Below are 19,767 nucleotides of genomic sequence, written 5' to 3'. Positions count from 1 at the left end.
TGACCCCATGGACGTACTCACCGGCCTGCTGGAAGGCCCCAGAGCTCGTGGCGCGTTCATGATCCGGGCGTGTTTCGACCCGCCGTGGGCGGTCCGCGTGGAGGACGGCGCCCCGCTGACGGTGATGGTCCTCGTGCGCGGCGACGCGTGGATCGTGCGGGACGGCGGACAGCGCCTGCGGCTGCGCCCCGGCGACCTCGCCCTCGCGCGCGGCCCCGCCCCGTACACCTGCGCCGACGCCCCCGGGACGGCCCCACAGGCGCTGATCCTCCCGGGCGGCGCGTGCCACTACCCCGACGGCCGCCCCCTGAACGGTGTGATGGACCTCGGCGTCCGCACCTGGGGCGACCGCCCCGACGGCGGCACGGTGATGCTGATCGGCACCTACCGGATGCGCGGCGAGATCGGCGGACGCCTGCTGGACGCGCTGCCCCCGCTGCTCTCCCTCACCGCCGACGCGTGGGACTGCCCGCTCCTGCCCTTCCTCCTGGAGGAGATCGTGCGGGAGGCCCCCGGACAGGAGGTCGTCCTGGACCGCCTGCTCGACCTGCTGGTCGTCGCGGCACTGCGCACCTGGTTCGACCGGCCCGAGGCGGCGCCGCCCGCCTGGTACGCGGCCCTGTCCGACCCCGTCGTCGGCCCCGTCCTGCGCCTGCTCCAGGACGGCCCCGCCCACCCGTGGACGGTCGCCGCCCTCGCCGCGAAGGCGGGCGTCTCCCGCGCCGCCCTGGCCCGCCGCTTCACCCGGCTCGTCGGCGAACCCCCGATGACCTACCTCACCGGCTGGCGCCTCGCCCTCGCCGCGGACCGCCTGCGCGACACCGACGACACCATCGGCGCCCTCGCCCGCCAGGTCGGCTACGGCAGCGCCTTCGCCCTGTCCACCGCCTTCAAACGGGCCTACGGGGTCAGCCCCCAGGAGTGGCGGACGCGCGCGGCGTAGCCTGGGCGACGTGTACAGGGAGCGGGCGTCCCGGCTGGCGGGCGCGGTCGTGTGGACCAACACCCCGTCCGGGAACGGGCAGGGCAGGGTGCTGCCCGACGGCTGCATGGACCTGCTCTGGCACGACGGACGCCTGCTGGTCGCCGGCCCGGACACCCGTGCCCACCTCACCGGGGGAGAGCCGAGCGCCTGGGCGGGCATCCGCTTCCCTCCCGGCACCGCGCCCGCCCTGCTGGGCGTCCCCGCCCACGAACTGCGCGACCGCCGCGTCGAACTGGCCGACCTGTGGCCCGCCGCGGAGGTACGGCGTCTCACCGCCCGGGTCGACGCCGCGGGCGACCCCGCGCTGGGCCTGGAGGACCTCGCCCTGCGCCGGGCGGTGGACACCGTCCCGCCCGACCCCCTGCTCACCCGCCTCGCGTCCGCCCTCGACGCGGGCCGCCCGGTCGCCGCGACCGCCGACGAACTCGGCCTGACAGCGCGTCAGGTGCACCGCCGTTCCCTCGCCGCCTTCGGCTACGGCCCCAAGACCCTGGCCCGCATCCTGCGTATGCGCCGCGCCCTCGACCTGGCCCGCGCGGGCGTCCCCTTCGCCGAGACGGCGGCCCGCGCCGGCTATGCCGACCAGCCCCATCTGGCCCGCGACGTGAGGGACTTGACGGGACTGCCGCTGGGTCGCCTACTCGCCCGCGGGTAGCGGAGCGAACAGGTCCACGCCGTTCCCGTCCGGGTCGAGGAGGACGGCGTAGCGCTGCCCCCACACCGCGTCGAACGGCTTCAGCTCGAACCGGCCCCCGGCGGCGGCCATCTCCCCGAACAGCGAGTCGACGTCCGCCGGACTGTCGCACCGCAGCGCGAGGGAGGTCCTGCCCTCGCCCGCCGCCGGCGGCCGCCACTCCGTGTGGAAGGAGCGGACCACCTCCTCCGTGTCCATCATGAACCGCAGCCCGCCCGGCAGTTCGGCTTCCACGTGTCCCTGCGTCTCGGCCCCCTCGGGGAAGGCGAACCCCAGCCGCCGGTAGAAGGCGACGGAGGCGGCCATGTCCGAGACGACCATCCCGATGGCATCGAATCGTGCACTCATGGGGCCCACCGTAGGGTCGCGCCCGCACGGCGGTCTTGAAGGAATCGGACACCCACCGGGGAAATGTCGGGCGCCCGCGCATAGGCTCCGGCGCATGGCCGCCCTCGCCCGCTCCGCGCTCCTGGTGTACACCCGCACCTCCGACTACCGGCACGACTCCATTCCGGCCGGTGTCGCCGCCCTGCGGGATCTCGGTGTCTTCGACGTCGAGGCCACCGAGGACCCGGCCGTCTTCGAGCGGCCGCTCGGCCGGTACGCCGCCGTGGTGTTCCTCTCCACCAGCGGCGAGGTCCTCACCCCGGCCGGGCGCGAGCGGCTGGCGGCGTACGTGGAGGGGGGCGGAGGGTTCGCCGGGGTGCACGCCGCCGCCTGCACGGAGTACGACTGGCCGTACTACGGCGAACTCCTCGGGGCCCGCTTCGACCGGCACCCGGCCCTCCAGCCGGGCCGCGTCGTGGTCGAGGACCACGGCCACCCGGCGACCCGGCACCTGCCGGCCGTCTGGGAGTTCACCGACGAGTGGTACGACTTCCGCACCAGCCCGCGTCCCGCCGCGCGGGTCCTCCTCCGCGCCGACGAGTCGTCGTACGAGGGCGGGGGGATGGGCCCCGACCACCCCCTGGCATGGTGCCGTGACCAGGGTGCGGGGCGGGTCTTCTACACCGCGCTGGGGCACGCCGCCGACGCCTACGGCGATCCCGCGTTCCTCGCTCACCTGCGCGGCGGGATCGGCTGGGCGGCCGGGGCGGGCGAGCGGGTCAGTCCTGGCGGCGGGCCGCCGTGACCCGGCCGTCCTCCACCGGGGCCCCGGCGGAGGAGGTGGTGATCACCTCGGAGCGGCGGTCGCCCCGGCTCAGCAGGCCGCCCGTGAGGGCGAGGCCCAGGCCGGCCACGGCGAGGACGGCGCCGACCAGGGCGGGGGAGGTCCAGCCCCAGCCGGCCGAGAGGGCGAGGCCGCCGAGCCAGGCGCCGCCCGCGTTGGCCAGGTTGAAGGCGGAGTGGTTGGAGGCCGCGGCCATGGTCGGGGCGTCCTTCGCCTTGGCCATGAGCAGCATCTGGACGGGCGTGGTGATGAGGGAGCCCAGCGCGCCGATGAAGGTGATCGTGACCAGGGCGGGCCAGGTGCTGTGCACGGTGAAGGAGAACGTCACCAGCGCCGCGGCGAGCAGGGCGAGTCCCGCGTACAGCGTCGGCCGCAGGGCGCGGTCCGTGAGCGGGCCCGCGACCAGCGTGCCGAGCGTCATGCCGACGCCGTAGAGCGCGAGCACCAGGGTGGTCGAGGACTCGGAGATGCCCGTCACGTTCGTCAGGATCGGCACCAGGTAGCTGTAGACGGCGAAGAAGCCGCCGAAGCCGACCACGGCGACGGCCAGGCCGATGGCGACCTGCCGGTTGCCCATCGCCCGCAGCTCGTGGCGGATGCCGGACTGTCCGGCACGGGGCTGGTGGGGGACGAAGAGGGCCAGCGCGGCGAGGGCGGCGAGCCCGATGACGGCGATCGCGAGGAAGGCGGACCGCCAGCCCAGCTGCTGGCCGAGGGCCGTGCCGGCCGGGACGCCGACGATGTTCGCGACGGTGAGTCCGAGGAACATGCGGGAGACGGCCCGCGCCGCCCGGTCGGGGGCGACCAGCCGGGAGGCCACGACGGCACCCACGCCGAACAGCGCCCCGTGCGGCAGCCCCGTCAGGAAGCGCGCGCCGAAGAGCGTGCCGTAGGTGGGCGCGAGCGCGGACGCCACGTTGCCGACGACGAACAGCCCGGTCAGGAGCAGCAGCAGCCGCTTGTGGGGCATGCGGGCACCGATGCCCGTCAGCACCGGCGCGCCGATGACGACACCGAGCGCGTAGGCGGAGACGAGGTTGCCGGCGTCCGGTACGGAGACGCCGACCCCGTCGGCGATCTGGGGCAGCAGCCCCATGGTGGCGAACTCGGTCGTGCCGAGGCCGAACGCGACGACGGCCAGGGCCAGCAGAGCCAGGGGCATGGTGCGGTGGAACCTTTCGAAGACAGCGGGCCGGATCGAGGGAGGGGAAGGACCGAGGTCGTCCCCGGCGCTCGTGGCCGGTCGCGCTGAGCACCGTTGCCCGGCGACCCCCGGAAGAGGGCAGGCCCATGGGCAGAGCGCGCCCACAAGGGGGGCAGCAAGCGCGGCGGGCCGCGCATTCCAAGATCCGGCCGTCTGTCTCCGTGAGCTGTGTCACGCCGTGTCCGCCCGGGCGCCGCCCCTCAGCCTCGACCGCCCGGACGCGAACCGGGAGGAGCCGTGGAGGCGCGTTCCACCAGCCGGGTCGACAGTTCCGTGCGGGTGCTCTCGGGACGGTGGCCGTCCTTCATGCGCAGCAGCAGCCGCAGGGCCGTCGCCGCCATCTCCGCCAGCGGCTGGCGGACGGTGGTCAGCGCCGGGGTCGGCCAGCGCGCCTCGGGGAGGTCGTCGAAGCCGACCACGCTCATGTCCTCCGGCACCCGCAGGCCCCGTTCGGCCAGCGCCTCGTACACCCCGAACGCCATCCGGTCCGAGCAGAGGAAGACGGCCGTGGGCGGCTCCGGCAGATCGAGGAGTTCCCGCATCCGGCGGCGGGCGGCCCTCTCGTCGGGCCCGGTGTGCCGCACGTACTCCGGGCGGTGGCTCAGCCCGGCCGTGGCCAGGGCCGAGCGGTAGCCGGCGACGCGCGCGGCCCCGGACATGGTGCGCCGGCGGCCGGCGATGACGGCGACGCGCTCGTGGCCCAGGGACAGCAGGTGCTCGGTCGCGGTCACCCCGCCCTGCCAGTTCGCCCCGCCCACCGAGACCGCGCCCGGCGGCGGCTCGTGCACCGGGTCGATCATCGCGAAGGGGACACGGTGCTGCTCCAGCCAGGCGTACTGCGGCGCGGCCGGCTCCACCAGGTGGAACAGCACACCCGCCGACCCGCGCAGCACCAGCTTGTCCAGCCAGGCCCGCTCCCGCTCCGGGCGCCCGGCCCGGTCCCGGGTGAGGGCCGCCGACACGACGATCTCCAGTCCGGCGTCGTGTGCCGCCTCCTCGGCGCCGTGCAGGACCGCGCCCGACACCGAGTCGCCGAGGGAGTGCACCACCAGGTCGACCAGGCGCGGGGACCGGGCCCCCTCGAACCGGGGCCGCCTGATGTAACCGAGCCGGTCCAGGGCCTCGGTGACGCGGCGACGGGTCTCCGGGGCCACGTCCTCACGGCCGTTGACGACCTTGGACGCGGTCGGCACGGACACACCCGCCTCGCGGGCCACGACGGCCAGCGTCGGCCCCGCCGTCATCCCGGCACCACCCGAACGGGCCATCGGCACACCCTCACCTTCCACCGGACGGACAGCACATAGAAAGCGCTTCCTACTGTAGGTCCGGTGGCTCGGGGCGGGAAGAACTCTCACAGACGACAGGAATACCGATGAGCGGTGTGGTGCTCTTGTGGTGATCGGTGTGCCCGGCCGGCAGCGGTCGGGCCGGAAGGGGGCCGGCGCGTCAGCGCGGCGCGGTGAAGGGCTGGTGGTCACGTGACGGCAGACCGAGCGAACCCCGTGGTCAGAACGCCGTACGGTGCCGTGCGCGGCCGCTGGGAGAGGGACGCCGCCGTGTTCCGGGGCATCCCCTACGCGGCACCCCCGTTCGGTCCCCGCCGCTTCCGCCCGCCCGTCCCCCCGGAGCCCTGGGACGGCGTGCGCGACGCCGGCGCCTTCGGCCCGACGGCACCGAAACCCCCGTACTCCGAGGCCTTCGCCCAGTACCTCTCCGACCCGGAGATCCCCGGCGACGACTGTCTCAACCTGAACGTGTGGACCCCGGACCCGTCCCCCGACGCCCGGCTCCCCGTCCTGGTGTGGCTCCACGGCGGCGCCCTGACCAGGGGATCCTCCGCCGTCCCCGTCTACGACGGTGGCACCTTCGCCCGCGACGGCGTCGTCTTCGTGTCCCTCAACTACCGTCTGGGCGTCGAGGGCTACGGCCTCTTCCCGGACGCCCCCGCCAACCCCGGCCTGCGCGACCAGCTGGCCGCCCTGCGGTGGGTCCACGACGCGATAGCCGCCTTCGGCGGCGACCCCGGCCGCGTCACCCTCGGCGGCCAGTCCGCCGGGGCCATCAGCGCGGGCGCCCTCGTCGCCGCCCCGCAGGCCCAGGGCCTGGTCCGCCGCGCGGTCCTGCAGAGCGGCCCGCCGGAGGGCACGGACCGCGACAAGGTGCGGCGCATGGTCCGCCGGATGGCGGCCCGCCTGAAGACACCCGCCACCGCCGAGGCGTTCGCCGCCGTCGACCGAGAGCTGCTGCTCCGGGTGCAGGCCGACATCGGCCGCCGCAGCAGCCCTGTCCTGGGCGGTCCCGCCTTCGGTGTCGTCGTCGACGGCGACCTCGTCCCGCGCGACCCCCTGGACGCCCTCACCGGCGGCGCCGCCCCCGGCGTCGGTCTCCTGACCGGCTGGACCCGCGACGAGTACCGCCTCTGGCTGGTCCCCGGCGGCCTCCTGGAACGCGTCGACCGCCTCGGCACGGTCGCCCTGGCCGGTGCGATGGCCCGCTGCCACTGCGGCAGCGAGGTACCGCGCGGCTACCGCACCCTGCACCCCGGCGCCGGTCCCGCCGAGACCGTCGGCCAGATGGTCACCGACCACCTGCTGCGCGCCCCGCTGCACCGCCTCGCCGACGGCCGCGAGGCCCCCTCGTACGTCTACGAGTTCGCCTGGCCCTCCCGCCGTCCCGGCATGGGCGCCTGCCACGCCCTGGAACTGGGCTTCGTCTTCGACAGCGGCGACGAGCCCGACGCCCGCAAACTCGCCGGCGAGGGCGCGCCGCAGGAGCTGTCCGACGCGATGCACGGCGCCTGGGTGCGGTTCGTGACCGACGGTTCTCCCGGATGGGAACGGTGGTACGACAGACACCCGGTGCGGGTGTTCGGGGACGGCGCCCCACACACCGCCCACGGCCCTCGTGACCGCGAACTCGCCCTGTGGACCGCCCCGGAGGCGCCCGTCAGCACCGCCCAGCCCCCCGAACTCCGCTCGGTCATCCGCCGCCTGCGCCGCACGGGCGCCCTGCGCCGCAACTGATCGTGCGGGCGGTCCCGTTACTGCCCGACCCGCCCGTCGACGCACTCGCGCAACAGGTCCGCGTGCCCGCAGTGACGCGCGTACTCCTCGACCCGGTGCACCAACAGCTCCCGCACCGCGATCCCTTCCTTCCCCAGCCGCACCCCGAGGTCCGCGTGCCCGTCCAACGCGGAGTCCGTCGCCGCCTGTTCACGCTCCAGATCCGCGTACGCCGCCTCGACCACGGCCGGATCACCGACCGCCCCGTCGAAGTCCCCGTCCCGCCTGCCGTACAGCTTCGGCAGCGGCTCCCCGTCGGTGATCCAGTTGCGCCAGTCCCGCTCCGCCTCGGCCAGGTGACGCACCAGCCCGAGCAGCGACATCGTCGACGGCGGCACCGACCGCCGCGCCAACTGCTCCGCGTCCAGCCCTTCGCACTTCATCCGCAGCGTCAGCCGGTAGTTCGTCAGCACGTCCACCAGCGTCGCGAGCTCCCCGTCCGGGGCGGGGCCGTCGTTGTTGCGGGGGTCCGCGTCGGGGTCGGCCCACATGTCGGGGTAGACGGTCGCCTCGGTCCAGCGCGCGGGTTCGTCAGTCATGGGACCCATGCTGGACGGGGCGGGCCCGGCCGCGCCATCGATTTTCCCGCCCGTGCCGCCCCGACGGGCCTACCCGCCCTGCCGCCGGCCCACCATCTCGCCGATCCACACCGGCGCGAACGGCGACGTGCAGCCCGGGGACACCGGGTAGTCCTTGAGCACCTCCAGCCGCTCACCGATGCCGATCGCCCGGGCGCGGTCCTCGGCGTGGTCGATGCCGATCCTGGCGAGGCAGTGGTTCATCGCCCACTGGAGACGGTCCGGGGCGCCCCTCATCTCCGACTCGACGACGTCTTCGGCGAGCCGACGGAGGCCAAGGACGCACGCGGCGAGATCACCCTCACCGAGTTCGACCGACTCGGTCGCACGACCGCCGTGACCCTGCCGGAATACACTCCGCCCGGTGTCGCAGCACCATTGACCGCCACCACCCGAACCGCCTACAACGCGCTCGGCCTGCCGCAGGCGGTCACCGACCCAGTGGGGCCGTGTCACCCGCTATGGCTACGACCAGTTCGGCCAGGTGACCAGCCAGACGGACCCTGCCGCCGGAGCGGCCGCCGCGCTGGCGGCCATGGAGAGCAGCGACCCCGACCTGCTTGGCTCTCCGAGCGCGGATGGCGGCGGCATCACCCGCTACACGTGGACTCCTACCGGCTCTCAGCTGTCGGTGACCGACCCCACCGGCGCCCGCACGGAGGCCACTTACGACGAACTCGGACGGCAACTCACCTCGACCACCGCCGAGCGATTCCCGAGCCCGCAGAACCTGATCACCCGGTACACCTGGAACGACGCGGATCAGCAGGTGGCGTCCACGACGCCGGGCGGTGTCACGACAACGGGCACCTACAACCCGGCAAGCGAACCGCTCACACTGACCGACCCTTCAGGCACCACGCGATTCGGTTACGACGGTCTGGGCCGCCTGACCGAGACCATCGACGCGACGAACCGACGCACGACCACCGCATACGACGCTCTCGGTAACACCACCGCGACGACGGAGTTCGGGACGGGAACCACGGCACTGCGCACCCGCACCAACGAGTACGACGCCGACGGCAACCTCACCGCGGTGATCTCCTCGGAGACCAAGGCCCGGACCGTCTACATGTACGACGCGCTGGGCCGGGTGACCCGCCAGGTCTCCGAAGTCGTAACAACGGTCGGCATACAGACGCCGTCGCTTGCGGCGGGGGCACCCCCGAGGACCCCAAATCGGCGAGACTGCATGCAGCAACGGCGGAGGCCTGGTGCGTCTTGCGCATGCGCTCCAGCAACGGGCTTGATCCACGCGGGTGGAAGACGACGAGCTTGCCGGAGATGACCCCGCTGCCGTAGGCGTTGAGAAACGTCTTTCAGTCGCTGGGCAGAGGGGAGCCTACGTGTTGCTCAACTTGGTTCCAGTCATCTGGGGTGGATTACTGGCGGGCGGGTTCGCCAAGCAGGGCCTGCAACTCATCCAACGAGGACACGCACTGCTCCCAAGCTTCAGCCGTTCAACCTTCAATGACGCGAACCTAGTGGCCATCAACCACCAGTGCCAATGCTCAGCCTTCGCTGTCCCGGATATCTCATTCTGAAATGATCAGTCAGTGGAGTCGACAACTGTCAACGCCCAGAGGGCATTGGAGGGAACATGCCGAGTCGAGGCCCTGGCAGGACGGCGATGTGGGCCAAAGTCTTCGGCGGGTTCGTTCTCCTCGTTCTGTTGCCCCTGGTGATCTACTTCATAATCTCTTTCCGCTGGGCAGCCGAGTGAGCGCGTGTGCCGTTACTCCGTCGACGGTACGGAGAGGAAGGCCGCCCAGGCCTCAGGGGTGACGGTGAGGTGGGGAGCGTCCGGGGTCTTGGAGTCGCGGATGTGGACGGCGGCGGGCTGGGGGGCGACTTCGAGGCAGTTGCCGCCTTCGCTGCCGCTGTAGCTCGACTTGAACCACCGAAGTGCGGTGCTGCTCATTGCTCTCCCAGGAGACGGTCCAGCAATTCTCTCGTGTCCTCGGGGGTGAGGGCCTGTGACCGCAGCATCGCACACTTCTGCGTGAGGATCGCCACCTCGTCGGGATCGGCGATCAGTTGGCTGCCGCGCTGATTCTCCGTGTAGGCAAGCCGCTGGTGTTCAGGGGTCTCCAGCAGCACGAACGGTCCGTCGAGTGAAGCGTGGCTAGCCCGGTCAAGGGGCAGGACCTGGAGCATGAGGCATGGCAGATCGGAGCACCTGCGCAGATGGCGAAGCTGCTCGCGCCAGACCTCCCTCCCGCCGATCGGAGCTCGCACCACCGGCTCCCACACCACGAAACATGTGATGGGCGCGGCCCTGTCGTGCAGAATCCCCTGGCGCTCGATGCGCGCTGCCGTCATCCGCGCGATGGTGTCCTCGTCGTAGAGCGGAACGCGACTGCGGAACACCGCCCGGGTGTAGGCCTCCGTCTGCAACAGTCCGGGCATTACCTGGTTCTCGTACGACGAGATGGCGATCGCCTCCCGCTCCCGGTCCAAGAACTCCTCCGCCCACAGCGGCACCAGGTCCACCTCCGGCATCCGGCTGAGCGCGACCGACAGGGCTCCCTTCGTGCCGAGGAGGTCGTCGAGCTGCTCGGCCAGGTCCGGCTTCAACGGGCGTCTGCCCTGTTCGATGGAGGCGATCTGCTGCTCGCCGATGACGAAGCGCTCGCCCAGGGACTTCTGGGTGTGGCCGGCTGACTGCCGGTACAGGGCGAGCAGCGCGCCCACCATCTTCATCGCCGAGGCGTTTCTCCGTGTCGTGGTGCCCATGAGGTGGAACTCCCCAGCCGTGCGCGTACGTTCACCGTCGCGCATCCGTACAGTCGGGCCGTACGGGTGCGCGGACTGTTCCATGGTGGACACGGACCCAGGTCCCCTGTCCCCGTGAGTGCTTCTTCCCTCGTGAACGGCGCTCCGTGCCCGGTGCGCGGGCGTTCGCGCGGCGGGTGCTGGAGGACTGGGGTGTGCACGCACCGCGGATCGACGACGTGCTGCTGTGCGTCAGTGAACTGGCGACCAACGCCCTGCTGCACGGAGTACCGCCCGGCCGGGGCCTTCTGCTGAGGCTGCTGCCGTACGCCGAATGTGTCCGTGTGGAGGTGCACGACAGTGGCGGAGGCGTGCCTGCTGTACCGCCCGGTGCACCCGACGAGAGCGGGCGCGGGTTGCTGCTCGTGGCCGGGCTGGCGGACAGGTGGGGGGTGAGGGAGAGGGGCCCGGGCAAGGTCGTGTGGTGCGAGTTCGCCACTACCGTCGTGCCGTCACGCGGCGCTGCCGCGCAGTTCGACCTTCGCCCGGATGGTCCTCCCGCCGACGCGATGGTGTGTCCCCCGGTGCCGGGTGAACGGGGCGACCAGCACGCCGGGGCCGCCCGGTCCGGGAGGTCATCGGCGTAGCCATCGAGCGGGACGGCGTCCACGTGTGATCACCACCCGTTCTGTCCTCGGGGCCGCCGGCGCCTCGGGCCGCCGAGGACACCGCCCGCGCCCGCGGACCGGCCGCCCCGCCGCGGTGGTCCGGGCACGGTGCTTCCGCACCGCCCGCGCCTCCTGCCGTGCCCGGCACATGCCCATCCCTTTCGTGTTCCTTAGCATGGTGTGAGCCGATTGTGGCGGGTGTGTCATCCGTCAGGGACGAGAACGCGGTGACGAGACAACAGCACGCCTCCGGGCTGCCCGGTGTCCAGGGAGCGGAGCGCGCCGACAGCCTGCCCTTCCACCCGCCCGCTCTGGCCGCCGTCCGCGCGGCGGCCGGGATCACGGCGCTGCTCGCCGCACTTCTGGGCCTGGTGGGCCTGACCGGGTGGATCCTCGACGTCGACGTGCTGAAGAGCGTGCTGCCCGGTGTCGCGGTGTCCATGAAGGCGAACACCGCCCTGGCCGTCGTGGCGCTCGGAGCCTCGCTGTTCCTCGTGGCGCGCGGTCCGGTGCACCACCCGTGGGTGACCACGGCGGCCCGCACGGCAGCGGCCCTGGCACTGGTGCTCGGCGCACTCACCCTGGCCGAGTACGTCACCGGGACCGGCCTCGGCGTCGACGAGGTCCTCTTCGAGGACGACACCGCGGGCGTCCAGACCGAGGCGCCGGGACGGATGGCGCCGAACACCGCCGTGGCCCTGACGCTTGCGGGCGCGGCGTCCCTGTGCGCGAGTACGCGCCGGCTCCCCGCGTGGATCAGCCAGGTCATGGGGCTGGTGGTCGGGGCCCTCGGCATGCTGCGGCTGTACGGGGCCGCCTACGAGGTGCCCGAGCTGGAGCGGTTCGGCGCCTACACGGGCATGGCGCTGCACACCGCGCCGGCGCTGGTCCTGCTGGGCGCGGCCGCGTTCCTGACCCGGCCGGACGAGGGGCTGACCGGGCTCGTCATGAACGCGGGCACGACGGGCGCGCTGGGGCGCCGCCTGCTCGTGACCGCCGTGGTCGTGCCGCCCCTGCTGGGCTGGGGCGTCCTGGCCGGCGAGAGCGCGGGGCTGTTCGGGCCGAGGCTGGCGACCGCCCTCCTGGTGTGGGGGCACGTCGCCGCCCTCACCGTGGTGATCTTCGCGGTCCTGGCGGTGGGCCGCCGCACCGAGGTGTCCCATGCCCGTCTCGCCTGGCAGGTGCGCCAGAACGAACTCTTGCAGGACTTCATGGACCACACGCCCGCGGCGGTGTTCATCAAGGACCTTCAGGGCCGCTTCCTCGCGGTCAACACGCAGTTCGAGGAGAGCCTGGGGGTGGACCGCGACCGGGTGCTGGGCCGCCGCGACCTGGATGTCATGCCGGCCGTCCTCGCCCGTCACGCGCGGGACGCCGACCTCGCGATGCTGGCCCGGGGCAGGCCCGTGCAGCGGGAGGAACAGCTCACCCTGCCCGACGGTCCGCGGGAGTGCCTGACCACCCTTTTCCCGCTCAACGACACGTCCGGTGCCGCCTACGCCGTGGGCGGTGTGGTCACCGACGTCACCGAGCGCGTCGCCGCCCAGCGCGAGGTGCAGCGGGCGCACCGGCGGTTCCGCGCACTGCTGGAGTCCGCGCCCGACGCCACGCTCATCACGGACGGCAGCGGCACCATCGTCATGGCCAACGCCCAGGTGGAGCGGGTGTTCGGCCGCTCGCCCGGCGCTCTCGTCGGCACCCGGGCCGCCGACCTGGCGCCCGCCTCGACACGCCGGCGGCAGGGCGCCCTCCTCGACGCCTACCTGCGCCGGCGCGACCCGCGGCCGGCGGTGGTGGAACGGAACCTGTACGGGCTGCGCGGGGACGGCTCCACCTTCCCCGTAGAGGTCAGCGTCAGCAGTCTCCAGACCGAGCGGGAGACCCTCGCCGTGCTGTTCGTGCGGGACATCACCGAGCGCCGGCGGGCGGAGGCCGAGCGCGCCGAACGCTACGAGCAGCACCGGCACATCGCCTACACCCTGCAGCACAGCCTGATGGGCGAGCCGCCCACCCTCGCCCACCTGCCCAGCGCGTACCGGTACCTGGCTTCTGTGCGGGACCCCGGGGTCGGCGGTGACTGGTTCGACATCATCCCCCTCGGAGGCCGCCGCACGGGCGTCGTCATCGGCGACGTGATGGGCCGGGGACTGGAGGCGGCGGCCGTCATGGGGCAACTGCGCGCCGCTTCCCACGCGCTGGCCCGTACGGGCGCGGCGCCCAGCCGGCTGATGACCTCACTGGACGCGTTCGTCGGCGACCTGCCCGGCCAGCTCGCCACCTGTCTCTACCTCGTCCTGGACCAGGACACGTACGAGGTCACCGTCTGCTCGGCGGGCCACCTGCCCGTCATCGTCCTGCCCCCCGGCTGGCCCCCCGGCCGGCTGGGGACACCGGTCGGCGTGCCCCTCGGAGTCAACGACCCGGGCGGAGGCGGGCTGCCCTTCGAGGAGACGACCGTGCCGCTGCCGCCGGGCAGCGTCCTCCTCCTCTACACCGACGGGCTGGTCGAACAGCCGGGCGCCGACATCGAGGCGCGGATCGACGTCCTCGCCCGCACCGCCGCCGTCGTGCTGGGAGGCACCCGCGCCGAACCGGAGATCCTCGACCGGGCGGCGGACCGGCTCATCACCACCCTCATCACCGCCCCGGCCGACCACGACGACGACGTGACCCTGCTCCTGCTCGGCGTGCCCGGGCGGGACGGGACGGACGGTCCGGACGGGGCGAATGGGGTGGACGACACCGGCCGCTGACAGGTGCGGGTGCGAAGGCCCTAGGAAGGCCGGAGCACCTCCGCCACCGACGCGATCGTCTCCGGCCCCACCCGGCAGCACCCGCCGATCAGCCGGGCCCCCGCCTCCCGCCACCCCGCGACGCGGGAGGCGGTGAACGTCGGACGGCCGGTCCACGCCCGCGCCCCCGCGTCCCACGTCTCACCGCTGTTGGGGTAGACCACGACCGGTTTGCCGGTGACGCGGGCGGCGAGGGCGACGGCGTGATCGGCGTCCTCGGGGGTGCAGCAGTTCACGCCGACCGCGATCACCTCGTCCGCCCGCGCGGCCAGGGCGAAGGCGTCCTCCAGCGGCCGGCCCGCCCGGGTGCGGCCGCCGGCCGCCGAGTACGACAGCCAGGCCGGTGTGCCGAGGCCGCGCAGCGCGCGCAGCAGTGCCTCGGCCTCGTCCGTGTCGGGGATCGTCTCCAGGGCCAGCACGTCCGGACCGGCGGCGGCCAGGACCTCCATCCGGGGGCGGTGGAAGCGCTCCAGCTCGCCGACCGACAGGCCGTACCGGCCCCGGTACTCGGAACCGTCCGCGAGCATCGCCCCGTACGGGCCGACCGAGGCCGCCACCCAGAGCGGACGGGACGCCCGGACCAGCCCGGCCGCCGTACGGGCGCACTCCACGCTCAGCGAGAGCAGGGAGGCCGCCTCGTCCCGGCCGATGCCACGCCGCGCGAAACCCTCGAACGTCGCCTGGTAGCTCGCCGTGATCGCCACGTCCGCACCCGCCTCGAAGTAGGCGCGGTGTGCCCCGGTCACCGCCTCCGGGGCTTCGGCGAGCAGCCGGGCGGACCACAGGGCGTCGCTCAGGTCGTGCCCCGCCGACGCGAGCTGGTTGGACATACCGCCGTCGAGGACGACCGTGCGGCCGTCGGCCAGCGCCTCGGCGAGGACGGGAGTGGTGGTACCGGTGCTCATGGCCCCGACGGTAGTGCGGGCACCGGTCACCGCGCGCCGTCCGGCCGCACTGCTGCGAAGCTGGGAGGGAGCACAGCCGTGGCCGGAGAGAACAGGGTCGGTGGGTGCCGTGACCGGAGTCGACGGACAGGCGGCGGACGCCTCCTCGCGGAGACGGTTCGTCGACCCGCACGGGGACCCGTTCTTGCGGACGAGGTTCGCCGTTCCGCCGCGTCCCGTGACGTTCCTGCCGCGCCCCCGGCTGACCGGGCACCTGGACGAGGCCCTGCGCACCCCGCTGACCATGGTCAACGGGGCGGCCGGAGCCGGGAAGAGCCTGCTGGTCGCCGACTGGGTGCGCCATCTCGACCGGCAGGGCGGACCGCCCGTCGCCTGGCTCACCACCGACGCGGTCGGGGACGCGGCCGGGATGTTCTGGGCGTACCTGTTGCATGCCCTGCGCGTCGCCGGTGTCCCGCCGGGTGCGGACATCGGGTTCCCGGCGGACGCCAACCGGCTGAGCCCCGGCCTGCGGTCCCGGCTCGCCGCCGGGCTCAGCGCCCGGGAGGAGCCCGTGGTCGTCGTGCTCGACGAGTTCGACCGGGTCACCTCCCCGCGGATCGCCGAGCAGCTGGAGTTCGTCCTGCACCACGCGGGGCCGGGACTGCGGCTGGTCCTCGTCACCCGCACGGAGCCGCTGCTGCCCCTGCACCGCTACCGGGCCGCCGGTGAGCTGACGGAGATCAGGGACGCCGAGCTGGCGTTCACCCCGCACGAGGCGGCCCGGCTGATGGAGCTGCACGGGCTGCGGCTGCCCCCGGCCGCGGTGCGCGGACTCGTGGAACGCACCCGGGGGTGGGCCGCCGGACTGCGGCTGTCCGCGCTGGCGGCGGGGCAGAGCCCGGACCCGGAGGCGTATGTGGCGGAGTTCGAGGCGGACCGGAGCGCCATCGCCGACTTCCTGCTGGCGGAGGTGCTGAAACGGCAGGACGCCGGGACACAGGAGCTGCTGCTGCGGGTGAGCGTGCTCGACCGGTTCTCTGCCGCACTGGCCGACGCGGTCACCGGGCGCGACGACGCCGCGGGCAGGCTGGCGCGGCTGAGCCGGGACAACGCCTTCGTCGAGCACGTCGGGCACGGCCTGTACCGCCTCCACCCCCTGTTCGCGGAGATCCTCCGCGCCCACCTGCGGATGCGGCGGCCCGGCCGGGAACCCGAGCTGCACCTGCGGGCCGCCGTGTGGCTGCGGCGCTCCGGGGAGCTCGCGGAGGCGCTCGGGCACGGGGCCGCCGCCGGTGACTGGGAGTTCACCGCCGGTGCCCTGGTCGACGACCTCGCCATCGGACAGTTCTTCACCGGGCTGCGCTCCGACGCGGTGACCGGGCTGTTCGCCCGGATGGGGCGGGAGAGCGCGGGGCCCGCCCCGGAACTGGTGCGGGCGGCCGGCCTGCTCGCCCGGTGCGAACTCGACGCGGGGCTGACCCATCTGCATCGCGCGCAGGACGCGCTGGGGGAGTACGACGGCACACCGGACGCGGCGCCCATCCGGTTGACCTGCGCCCTGCTGGAGGCGCTCGCCGCCCGGATGGCCGGCGCGCCGGACCGGGCGGAGGACGCCGCGCGGGCGGCCGGAAAGCTGTGGGGAGCGGTCCCCGAAGGGCTGCTGGACCGGCATCCGGAGCTCACCGCGCTGCTGATGGACCACCTGGGGTCGGCGCGGTTGTGGGCCGGGCACTTCGCGCAGGCGCGGGCGGCCCTCGCGGCGGTGGCGGACGCCGCCCCGGGCGCGGCCACGGCGCTCCCGCGGGAGGACTCGCTGGGCAGACTCGCCCTGATCGACTACCTGCACGGCTGGCCGGGCAGCGCCGAACACAAGGCCCGCGAGGCCCTCGCCGAGACGGAACGGTTCGGCCTGCCCCAGCCGTCCGGGTCCGGAGTGGAACGGCTCGTCCTGGCAGCCGTCGCCGTGGACCGCGACGAGCTGGGGCAGGCGCAGGCCCTGCTCGACACGTCGGCCGGGTCGCACCCCGCGCTGCGGGACCCCGTACTGCAGGCCGGACGCGCTCTGACGGCCGCCCGTCTGCACCTGGCGCGAGGCGACGCGGAGGCGGCGCTCAAGACGGTGCAGGCACAGGTGCCGGCCGAGGCGGCCTCGCCGTGGGCACGCGGGGAGACCGCGCTCGTCGCGGCCGCCGCGCATCTCGCCGCGGGCCGGACGGAGACGGCCGCGGAACTGCTGGAGGAGGTGCCCGACGAGCAGGTGGCGTGCGCGGTGGGGGCCGCGCGGCTCCACCTCGCCACCGGGCGGGCCGCCGAGGCCGTACGCCTGCTCGACCGGGTGCGCCCGGAGGAGAGGGCCGGTCCCGCGGTGACCGTCCGGGCCGCGCTGGTGCGGGCGCAGGCCGCGCACGGGGCCGGGGACGGCGCGACCGCACGGCGGCTGGTGGCGCGGGCCCTGGCCCAGGCGCGGCGGGAGCGGCTGCGCCGGCCCTTCCGCGAGGCCGGGCCGTGGATACGGCCGTACCTGGGCACGGCGTCGCCGCACTGGCTGGCGCCCGGCACCGGCCCCTCCCCGCGCCGGCCCGGGCCGGCGCCCCCGCTCGTCGAGGAACTCAGCGGGCGCGAGCGCGACGTGCTGCGGCGGCTGGCGATGACGATGTCCACCGAGGAGATCGCCGCCGACCTGTACGTGTCGGTGAACACGGTCAAGACCCACCTGAAGAGCGTCTACCGGAAACTGTCGGTCAACCGCCGCAACGAGGCGGTACGCCGCGCCCGTGACCTGGACCTGCTGTGACGAGGGAGATGCCGTGACGCACTGGCGGGCGCTGGCCGTCCTGGGGACCGCGCAGTTCCTGATGGTCCTCGACACCTCGGTCATGAACGTCTCCATCAGCCAACTCGTCGACGACTTCGACACCGAGGTCACCGCGATCCAGGCCGTCATCACGCTGTACGCGCTGGTCATGGCGGCCTTCATGATCATCGGCGGGCGGCTGGGGGACATCCTCGGACGGCGGCGCGTCTTCCTCGGCGGTCTGGTCGTCTACGCGACCGGCTCGGCGCTGACCGCCGTCGCGCCCACCCTGTGGGTGCTGGTCCTCGGCTGGTCCGTCATCGAGGGGCTCGGCGCCGCGCTGGTGCTGCCCGCGATGGCGGCGCTCGTCGCCGAGTCCTACCGCGGCCGGGACCGGGCCGTCGCCTACGGCGTCGTCGGCGGGCTGGCCGGTGCCGGGATCGCCGTGGGCCCCCTGCTCGGCGGCTGGGTGACCACGTACCTCACCTGGCGGCTGGTCTTCGCGGGCGAGGTCGTCGTCGTGCTGGCGATCCTCCTGCTGCGCGGCGCGATCACCGAGGCACCCAGGACGGCGGCACGCCCCCGGCTGGACGGGGTCGGTGCGGCGCTCTCCGCGGGGGGCCTGGCGCTCGGCGTGCTCGGTGTGCTGCAGAGCGGCACCTGGGGCTGGGTGCAGCCGCGCAATCCGCCCTTCACCGTCCTCGGCTTCGCGCCGACCCTGTTCGTCATCGGCGCAGGCGTGGCCGTCCTCGCGGCCTTCCGCCGGTGGGAGCACCGCCGGGACCGGCGCGGCGACGAACCGCTGGTGCACCTGTCCCTGCTGCGCAGGCCCGCGCTGGCCTCCGGCCTGATGTCCCTGGTCAGCCAGAACCTGATCCTGCTGGGGCTGTTCTTCACCATCCCGCTGTACCTCCAGGTCGTGCAGGGCTTCGACGCCTTCGAGACGGGGCTCAGACTGCTGCCGGTGTCCGCGGCCATGCTGGTGACCTCGCTCGGCGCGGCCCGGCCGGGACGCCTGGCGGGCCCCCGCCGGATCGTCCGGCTGGCCCTGGTCACCGTGGCGGCGGCCGTCGTGTGGCTGCTGGCCACCATCGACCCGGTCATCGACGACGCCCAGTTCGCCGGGGCGATGGCCCTGCTGGGCGTCGGCATGGGCCTGTTCGCCTCGCAGCTCGGCAACGTCGTCCAGTCCGCCGCGGGGGAGGAGGAACGCAGCGAGGTCGGCGGACTCCAGTACACGGCCCAGAACCTGGGCTCGGCCCTCGGCACGGCGCTGATCGGGTCGCTGCTCGTCGGCTCCCTGGCGCAGGCCTTCACCACGCAGGTGGAGGAGGACGCCCGGCTGTCGCAGGAGGCCCGGCAGGAGGTCGGTGTCGCCCTCGAGGCCGGCGTCACCTTCGTCCCCACCGGGCAGGTGCGCGAGGCCGCCGTCCGCGCCGGACTGCCGCCCCAGGAGGTGGACGCCGTGACGGACTCCTACGCGTCGGCGCAGCTCGACGGACTGAAGGCGGCGATCCTCGCCACCGGCGGCGTCACCCTCGCGAGCTTCCTGGTCACCTCCGGCCTTCCGGGGCCGGCACCCGGGCGCGCCGGGGGCCCGGCAGCGGAAGGCCGGGGCCCGGCCGGTCGGAGGGAGCCGTGATGTCCGACGCCGGACACGCGGCCGCGCACCCGCCCGCACCGGCCGCCGACCGCGGGACGCACGCCGACTACACGGGCGGCGTCTACGGTTCCCTGCTCGCGGCCTCGGTGATCGTCGGGGCGGGCACGCTCGGCTCGTTCCCGCGGGTGGAACTGGTGCTGCTGCTGTTGCTCACCGGTGGGGTGTTCTGGATCGCCCACGTGCACGCGCAGCTGTTCGGGGAGCGGCTGGCGCGGCACGGGCCGGACCGTCGTGCCGTCGGGCGGGTGTGCCGGGAGGAGTGGACGATCGTGAAGGCCGCCGTGCCGCCGGCGGTCGCGGTGGCCGTCAGTCCCGCGCTCGGCCTCGGTGTGCAGGGCACCCAGTGGTTCGCCCTGTCCGTCGCCGTGACGGGTCAGGTGGGCTGGTCGGTGGCGGCGTCCCGCCGGGCCGGTGCCGGGCGGCGCCTGATCGTCCTGTCGGCCGCGGTGAACCTCGTGCTCGGCCTCGTGATCCTCTCCTGCAAGCTTTGGCTCAAGCACTGAGCAGTGGGTGGGAAGCGCCCTCGTCCCCGGTCTCACCCGGGCCCT

At 73.9% G+C, this 19,767-nt stretch carries 17 protein-coding genes and 1 pseudogene; 10 read left to right on the top strand and 8 right to left on the bottom strand.

Annotated elements, in window-relative coordinates; all coding sequences use genetic code 11:
* Positions 1-7 precede the first annotated feature (7 nt).
* Positions 8-943, top strand: coding sequence for an AraC family transcriptional regulator (locus ACZ6A9_RS12585; RefSeq protein ID WP_468983468.1), 936 nt, complete (start codon positions 8-10; stop codon positions 941-943).
* 10 nt (positions 944-953) lie between these two features.
* Positions 954-1,640, top strand: a complete 687-nt coding sequence (locus tag ACZ6A9_RS12580; RefSeq protein WP_468983465.1) for a helix-turn-helix domain-containing protein — start codon at positions 954-956, stop codon at positions 1,638-1,640.
* Here ACZ6A9_RS12580 and ACZ6A9_RS12575 read toward each other — a convergent pair.
* Positions 1,623-2,027 (bottom strand): VOC family protein, encoded by a 405-nt coding sequence (locus ACZ6A9_RS12575; protein WP_468983463.1) that lies wholly within the window; start codon positions 2,025-2,027, stop codon positions 1,623-1,625. The two genes, ACZ6A9_RS12580 and ACZ6A9_RS12575, sit on opposite strands and share 18 nt — an antisense overlap.
* A gap of 94 nt (positions 2,028-2,121) precedes the next feature.
* Between ACZ6A9_RS12575 and ACZ6A9_RS12570 the strand changes: the two genes are divergently transcribed.
* Positions 2,122-2,811 carry a ThuA domain-containing protein gene (locus tag ACZ6A9_RS12570; RefSeq protein WP_468983461.1) on the top strand — a complete coding sequence of 230 codons (690 nt, stop codon included), beginning with the start codon at positions 2,122-2,124 and terminating at the stop codon, positions 2,809-2,811.
* Here ACZ6A9_RS12570 and ACZ6A9_RS12565 read toward each other — a convergent pair.
* Both ACZ6A9_RS12565 and ACZ6A9_RS12560 read right to left on the bottom strand, forming a co-directional pair.
* Positions 2,786-4,012, bottom strand: a complete 1,227-nt coding sequence (locus ACZ6A9_RS12565) for an MFS transporter (protein ID WP_468983458.1) — start codon at positions 4,010-4,012, stop codon at positions 2,786-2,788. The two genes, ACZ6A9_RS12570 and ACZ6A9_RS12565, sit on opposite strands and share 26 nt — an antisense overlap.
* A 242-nt stretch (positions 4,013-4,254) precedes the next feature.
* On the bottom strand, positions 4,255-5,322 hold the full coding sequence (locus tag ACZ6A9_RS12560; protein WP_468983455.1) for a LacI family DNA-binding transcriptional regulator: 1,068 nt from the start codon (positions 5,320-5,322) through the stop codon (positions 4,255-4,257).
* A 213-nt stretch (positions 5,323-5,535) separates the two neighbouring features.
* On the opposite strand from ACZ6A9_RS12560, the gene ACZ6A9_RS12555 reads away from it, so the two are divergent.
* Positions 5,536-7,080: a carboxylesterase/lipase family protein gene (locus ACZ6A9_RS12555; RefSeq protein ID WP_468983452.1), complete on the top strand. Its 1,545-nt coding sequence runs from the start codon at positions 5,536-5,538 to the stop codon at positions 7,078-7,080.
* Positions 7,081-7,097: 17 nt separating this feature from the next.
* Here the strand turns inward: ACZ6A9_RS12555 and ACZ6A9_RS12550 are convergent, their stop codons facing one another.
* Positions 7,098-7,658: a DinB family protein gene (locus tag ACZ6A9_RS12550; RefSeq protein WP_468983448.1), complete on the bottom strand. Its 561-nt coding sequence runs from the start codon at positions 7,656-7,658 to the stop codon at positions 7,098-7,100.
* Positions 7,659-7,727: 69 nt separating this feature from the next.
* A pseudogene (locus ACZ6A9_RS12545) lies at positions 7,728-7,952 on the bottom strand (DNA alkylation repair protein); the annotation flags it as partial.
* Positions 7,953-8,181: 229 nt separating this feature from the next.
* On the opposite strand from ACZ6A9_RS12545, the gene ACZ6A9_RS12540 reads away from it, so the two are divergent.
* On the top strand, positions 8,182-8,988 hold the full coding sequence (locus ACZ6A9_RS12540; protein WP_468983445.1) for a hypothetical protein: 807 nt from the start codon (positions 8,182-8,184) through the stop codon (positions 8,986-8,988).
* Positions 8,989-9,435: 447 nt separating this feature from the next.
* On the opposite strand, the gene ACZ6A9_RS12535 is transcribed toward ACZ6A9_RS12540, so the two are convergent.
* Together ACZ6A9_RS12535 and ACZ6A9_RS12530 are read right to left on the bottom strand one after the other, a co-directional pair.
* Complete coding sequence (locus ACZ6A9_RS12535; RefSeq protein WP_468983443.1) at positions 9,436-9,621, bottom strand: DUF397 domain-containing protein; 186 nt, start codon at positions 9,619-9,621, stop codon at positions 9,436-9,438.
* Positions 9,618-10,436, bottom strand: a complete 819-nt coding sequence (locus tag ACZ6A9_RS12530) for a helix-turn-helix domain-containing protein (protein ID WP_468983441.1) — start codon at positions 10,434-10,436, stop codon at positions 9,618-9,620. Before ACZ6A9_RS12530 ends, ACZ6A9_RS12535 begins: the two co-directional genes overlap by 4 nt.
* A 146-nt stretch (positions 10,437-10,582) precedes the next feature.
* Between ACZ6A9_RS12530 and ACZ6A9_RS12525 the strand changes: the two genes are divergently transcribed.
* A complete protein-coding gene (locus ACZ6A9_RS12525; RefSeq protein WP_468983439.1) occupies positions 10,583-11,062 on the top strand; it encodes an ATP-binding protein in 480 nt (159 codons plus the stop codon).
* Between the two features lie 221 nt (positions 11,063-11,283).
* Entirely contained in the window at positions 11,284-13,836 is a 2,553-nt protein-coding gene (locus ACZ6A9_RS12520; protein WP_468983437.1) for a SpoIIE family protein phosphatase, read from the top strand.
* Positions 13,837-13,856: 20 nt separating this feature from the next.
* Here the strand turns inward: ACZ6A9_RS12520 and mmuM are convergent, their stop codons facing one another.
* Complete coding sequence (gene mmuM / locus ACZ6A9_RS12515; protein ID WP_468983435.1) at positions 13,857-14,780, bottom strand: homocysteine S-methyltransferase; 924 nt, start codon at positions 14,778-14,780, stop codon at positions 13,857-13,859.
* A 109-nt stretch (positions 14,781-14,889) separates the two neighbouring features.
* Between mmuM and ACZ6A9_RS12510 the strand changes: the two genes are divergently transcribed.
* From ACZ6A9_RS12510 to ACZ6A9_RS12500, 3 genes are read left to right on the top strand one after another with little or no spacing between them, the layout of a single operon-like run.
* A complete protein-coding gene (locus ACZ6A9_RS12510) occupies positions 14,890-17,556 on the top strand; it encodes a winged helix-turn-helix domain-containing protein (protein WP_468983433.1) in 2,667 nt (888 codons plus the stop codon).
* Between the two features lie 13 nt (positions 17,557-17,569).
* The gene (locus ACZ6A9_RS12505) at positions 17,570-19,198 is read left to right on the top strand and encodes an MFS transporter (protein WP_468983430.1); all 1,629 of its coding nucleotides are present in this window, start codon (positions 17,570-17,572) and stop codon (positions 19,196-19,198) included.
* Positions 19,198-19,722, top strand: a complete 525-nt coding sequence (locus ACZ6A9_RS12500; protein WP_468983427.1) for a hypothetical protein — start codon at positions 19,198-19,200, stop codon at positions 19,720-19,722. Before ACZ6A9_RS12505 ends, ACZ6A9_RS12500 begins: the two co-directional genes overlap by 1 nt.
* Positions 19,723-19,767: the final 45 nt, after the last annotated feature.

This window comes from Streptomyces sp. NPDC041124 (genome assembly GCF_055592385.1).
Note: the sequence above shows the minus strand (reverse complement) of the source record. Positions and strands in the feature narration are given on the sequence as shown.

Coding starts and splice junctions, on each gene's coding strand:
- ACZ6A9_RS12560 (WP_468983455.1), bottom strand. CDS start 5,322: ATGGCCCGTTCGGGTGGTGCCGGGATGACGGCGGGGCCGACGCTGGCC.
- ACZ6A9_RS12530 (WP_468983441.1), bottom strand. CDS start 10,436: ATGGGCACCACGACACGGAGAAACGCCTCGGCGATGAAGATGGTGGGC.
- mmuM (WP_468983435.1), bottom strand. CDS start 14,780: ATGAGCACCGGTACCACCACTCCCGTCCTCGCCGAGGCGCTGGCCGAC.
- ACZ6A9_RS12565 (WP_468983458.1), bottom strand. CDS start 4,012: ATGCCCCTGGCTCTGCTGGCCCTGGCCGTCGTCGCGTTCGGCCTCGGC.
- ACZ6A9_RS12500 (WP_468983427.1), top strand. CDS start 19,198: ATGTCCGACGCCGGACACGCGGCCGCGCACCCGCCCGCACCGGCCGCC.
- ACZ6A9_RS12570 (WP_468983461.1), top strand. CDS start 2,122: ATGGCCGCCCTCGCCCGCTCCGCGCTCCTGGTGTACACCCGCACCTCC.
- ACZ6A9_RS12575 (WP_468983463.1), bottom strand. CDS start 2,027: ATGAGTGCACGATTCGATGCCATCGGGATGGTCGTCTCGGACATGGCC.
- ACZ6A9_RS12535 (WP_468983443.1), bottom strand. CDS start 9,621: ATGAGCAGCACCGCACTTCGGTGGTTCAAGTCGAGCTACAGCGGCAGC.
- ACZ6A9_RS12585 (WP_468983468.1), top strand. CDS start 8: ATGGACGTACTCACCGGCCTGCTGGAAGGCCCCAGAGCTCGTGGCGCG.
- ACZ6A9_RS12550 (WP_468983448.1), bottom strand. CDS start 7,658: ATGACTGACGAACCCGCGCGCTGGACCGAGGCGACCGTCTACCCCGAC.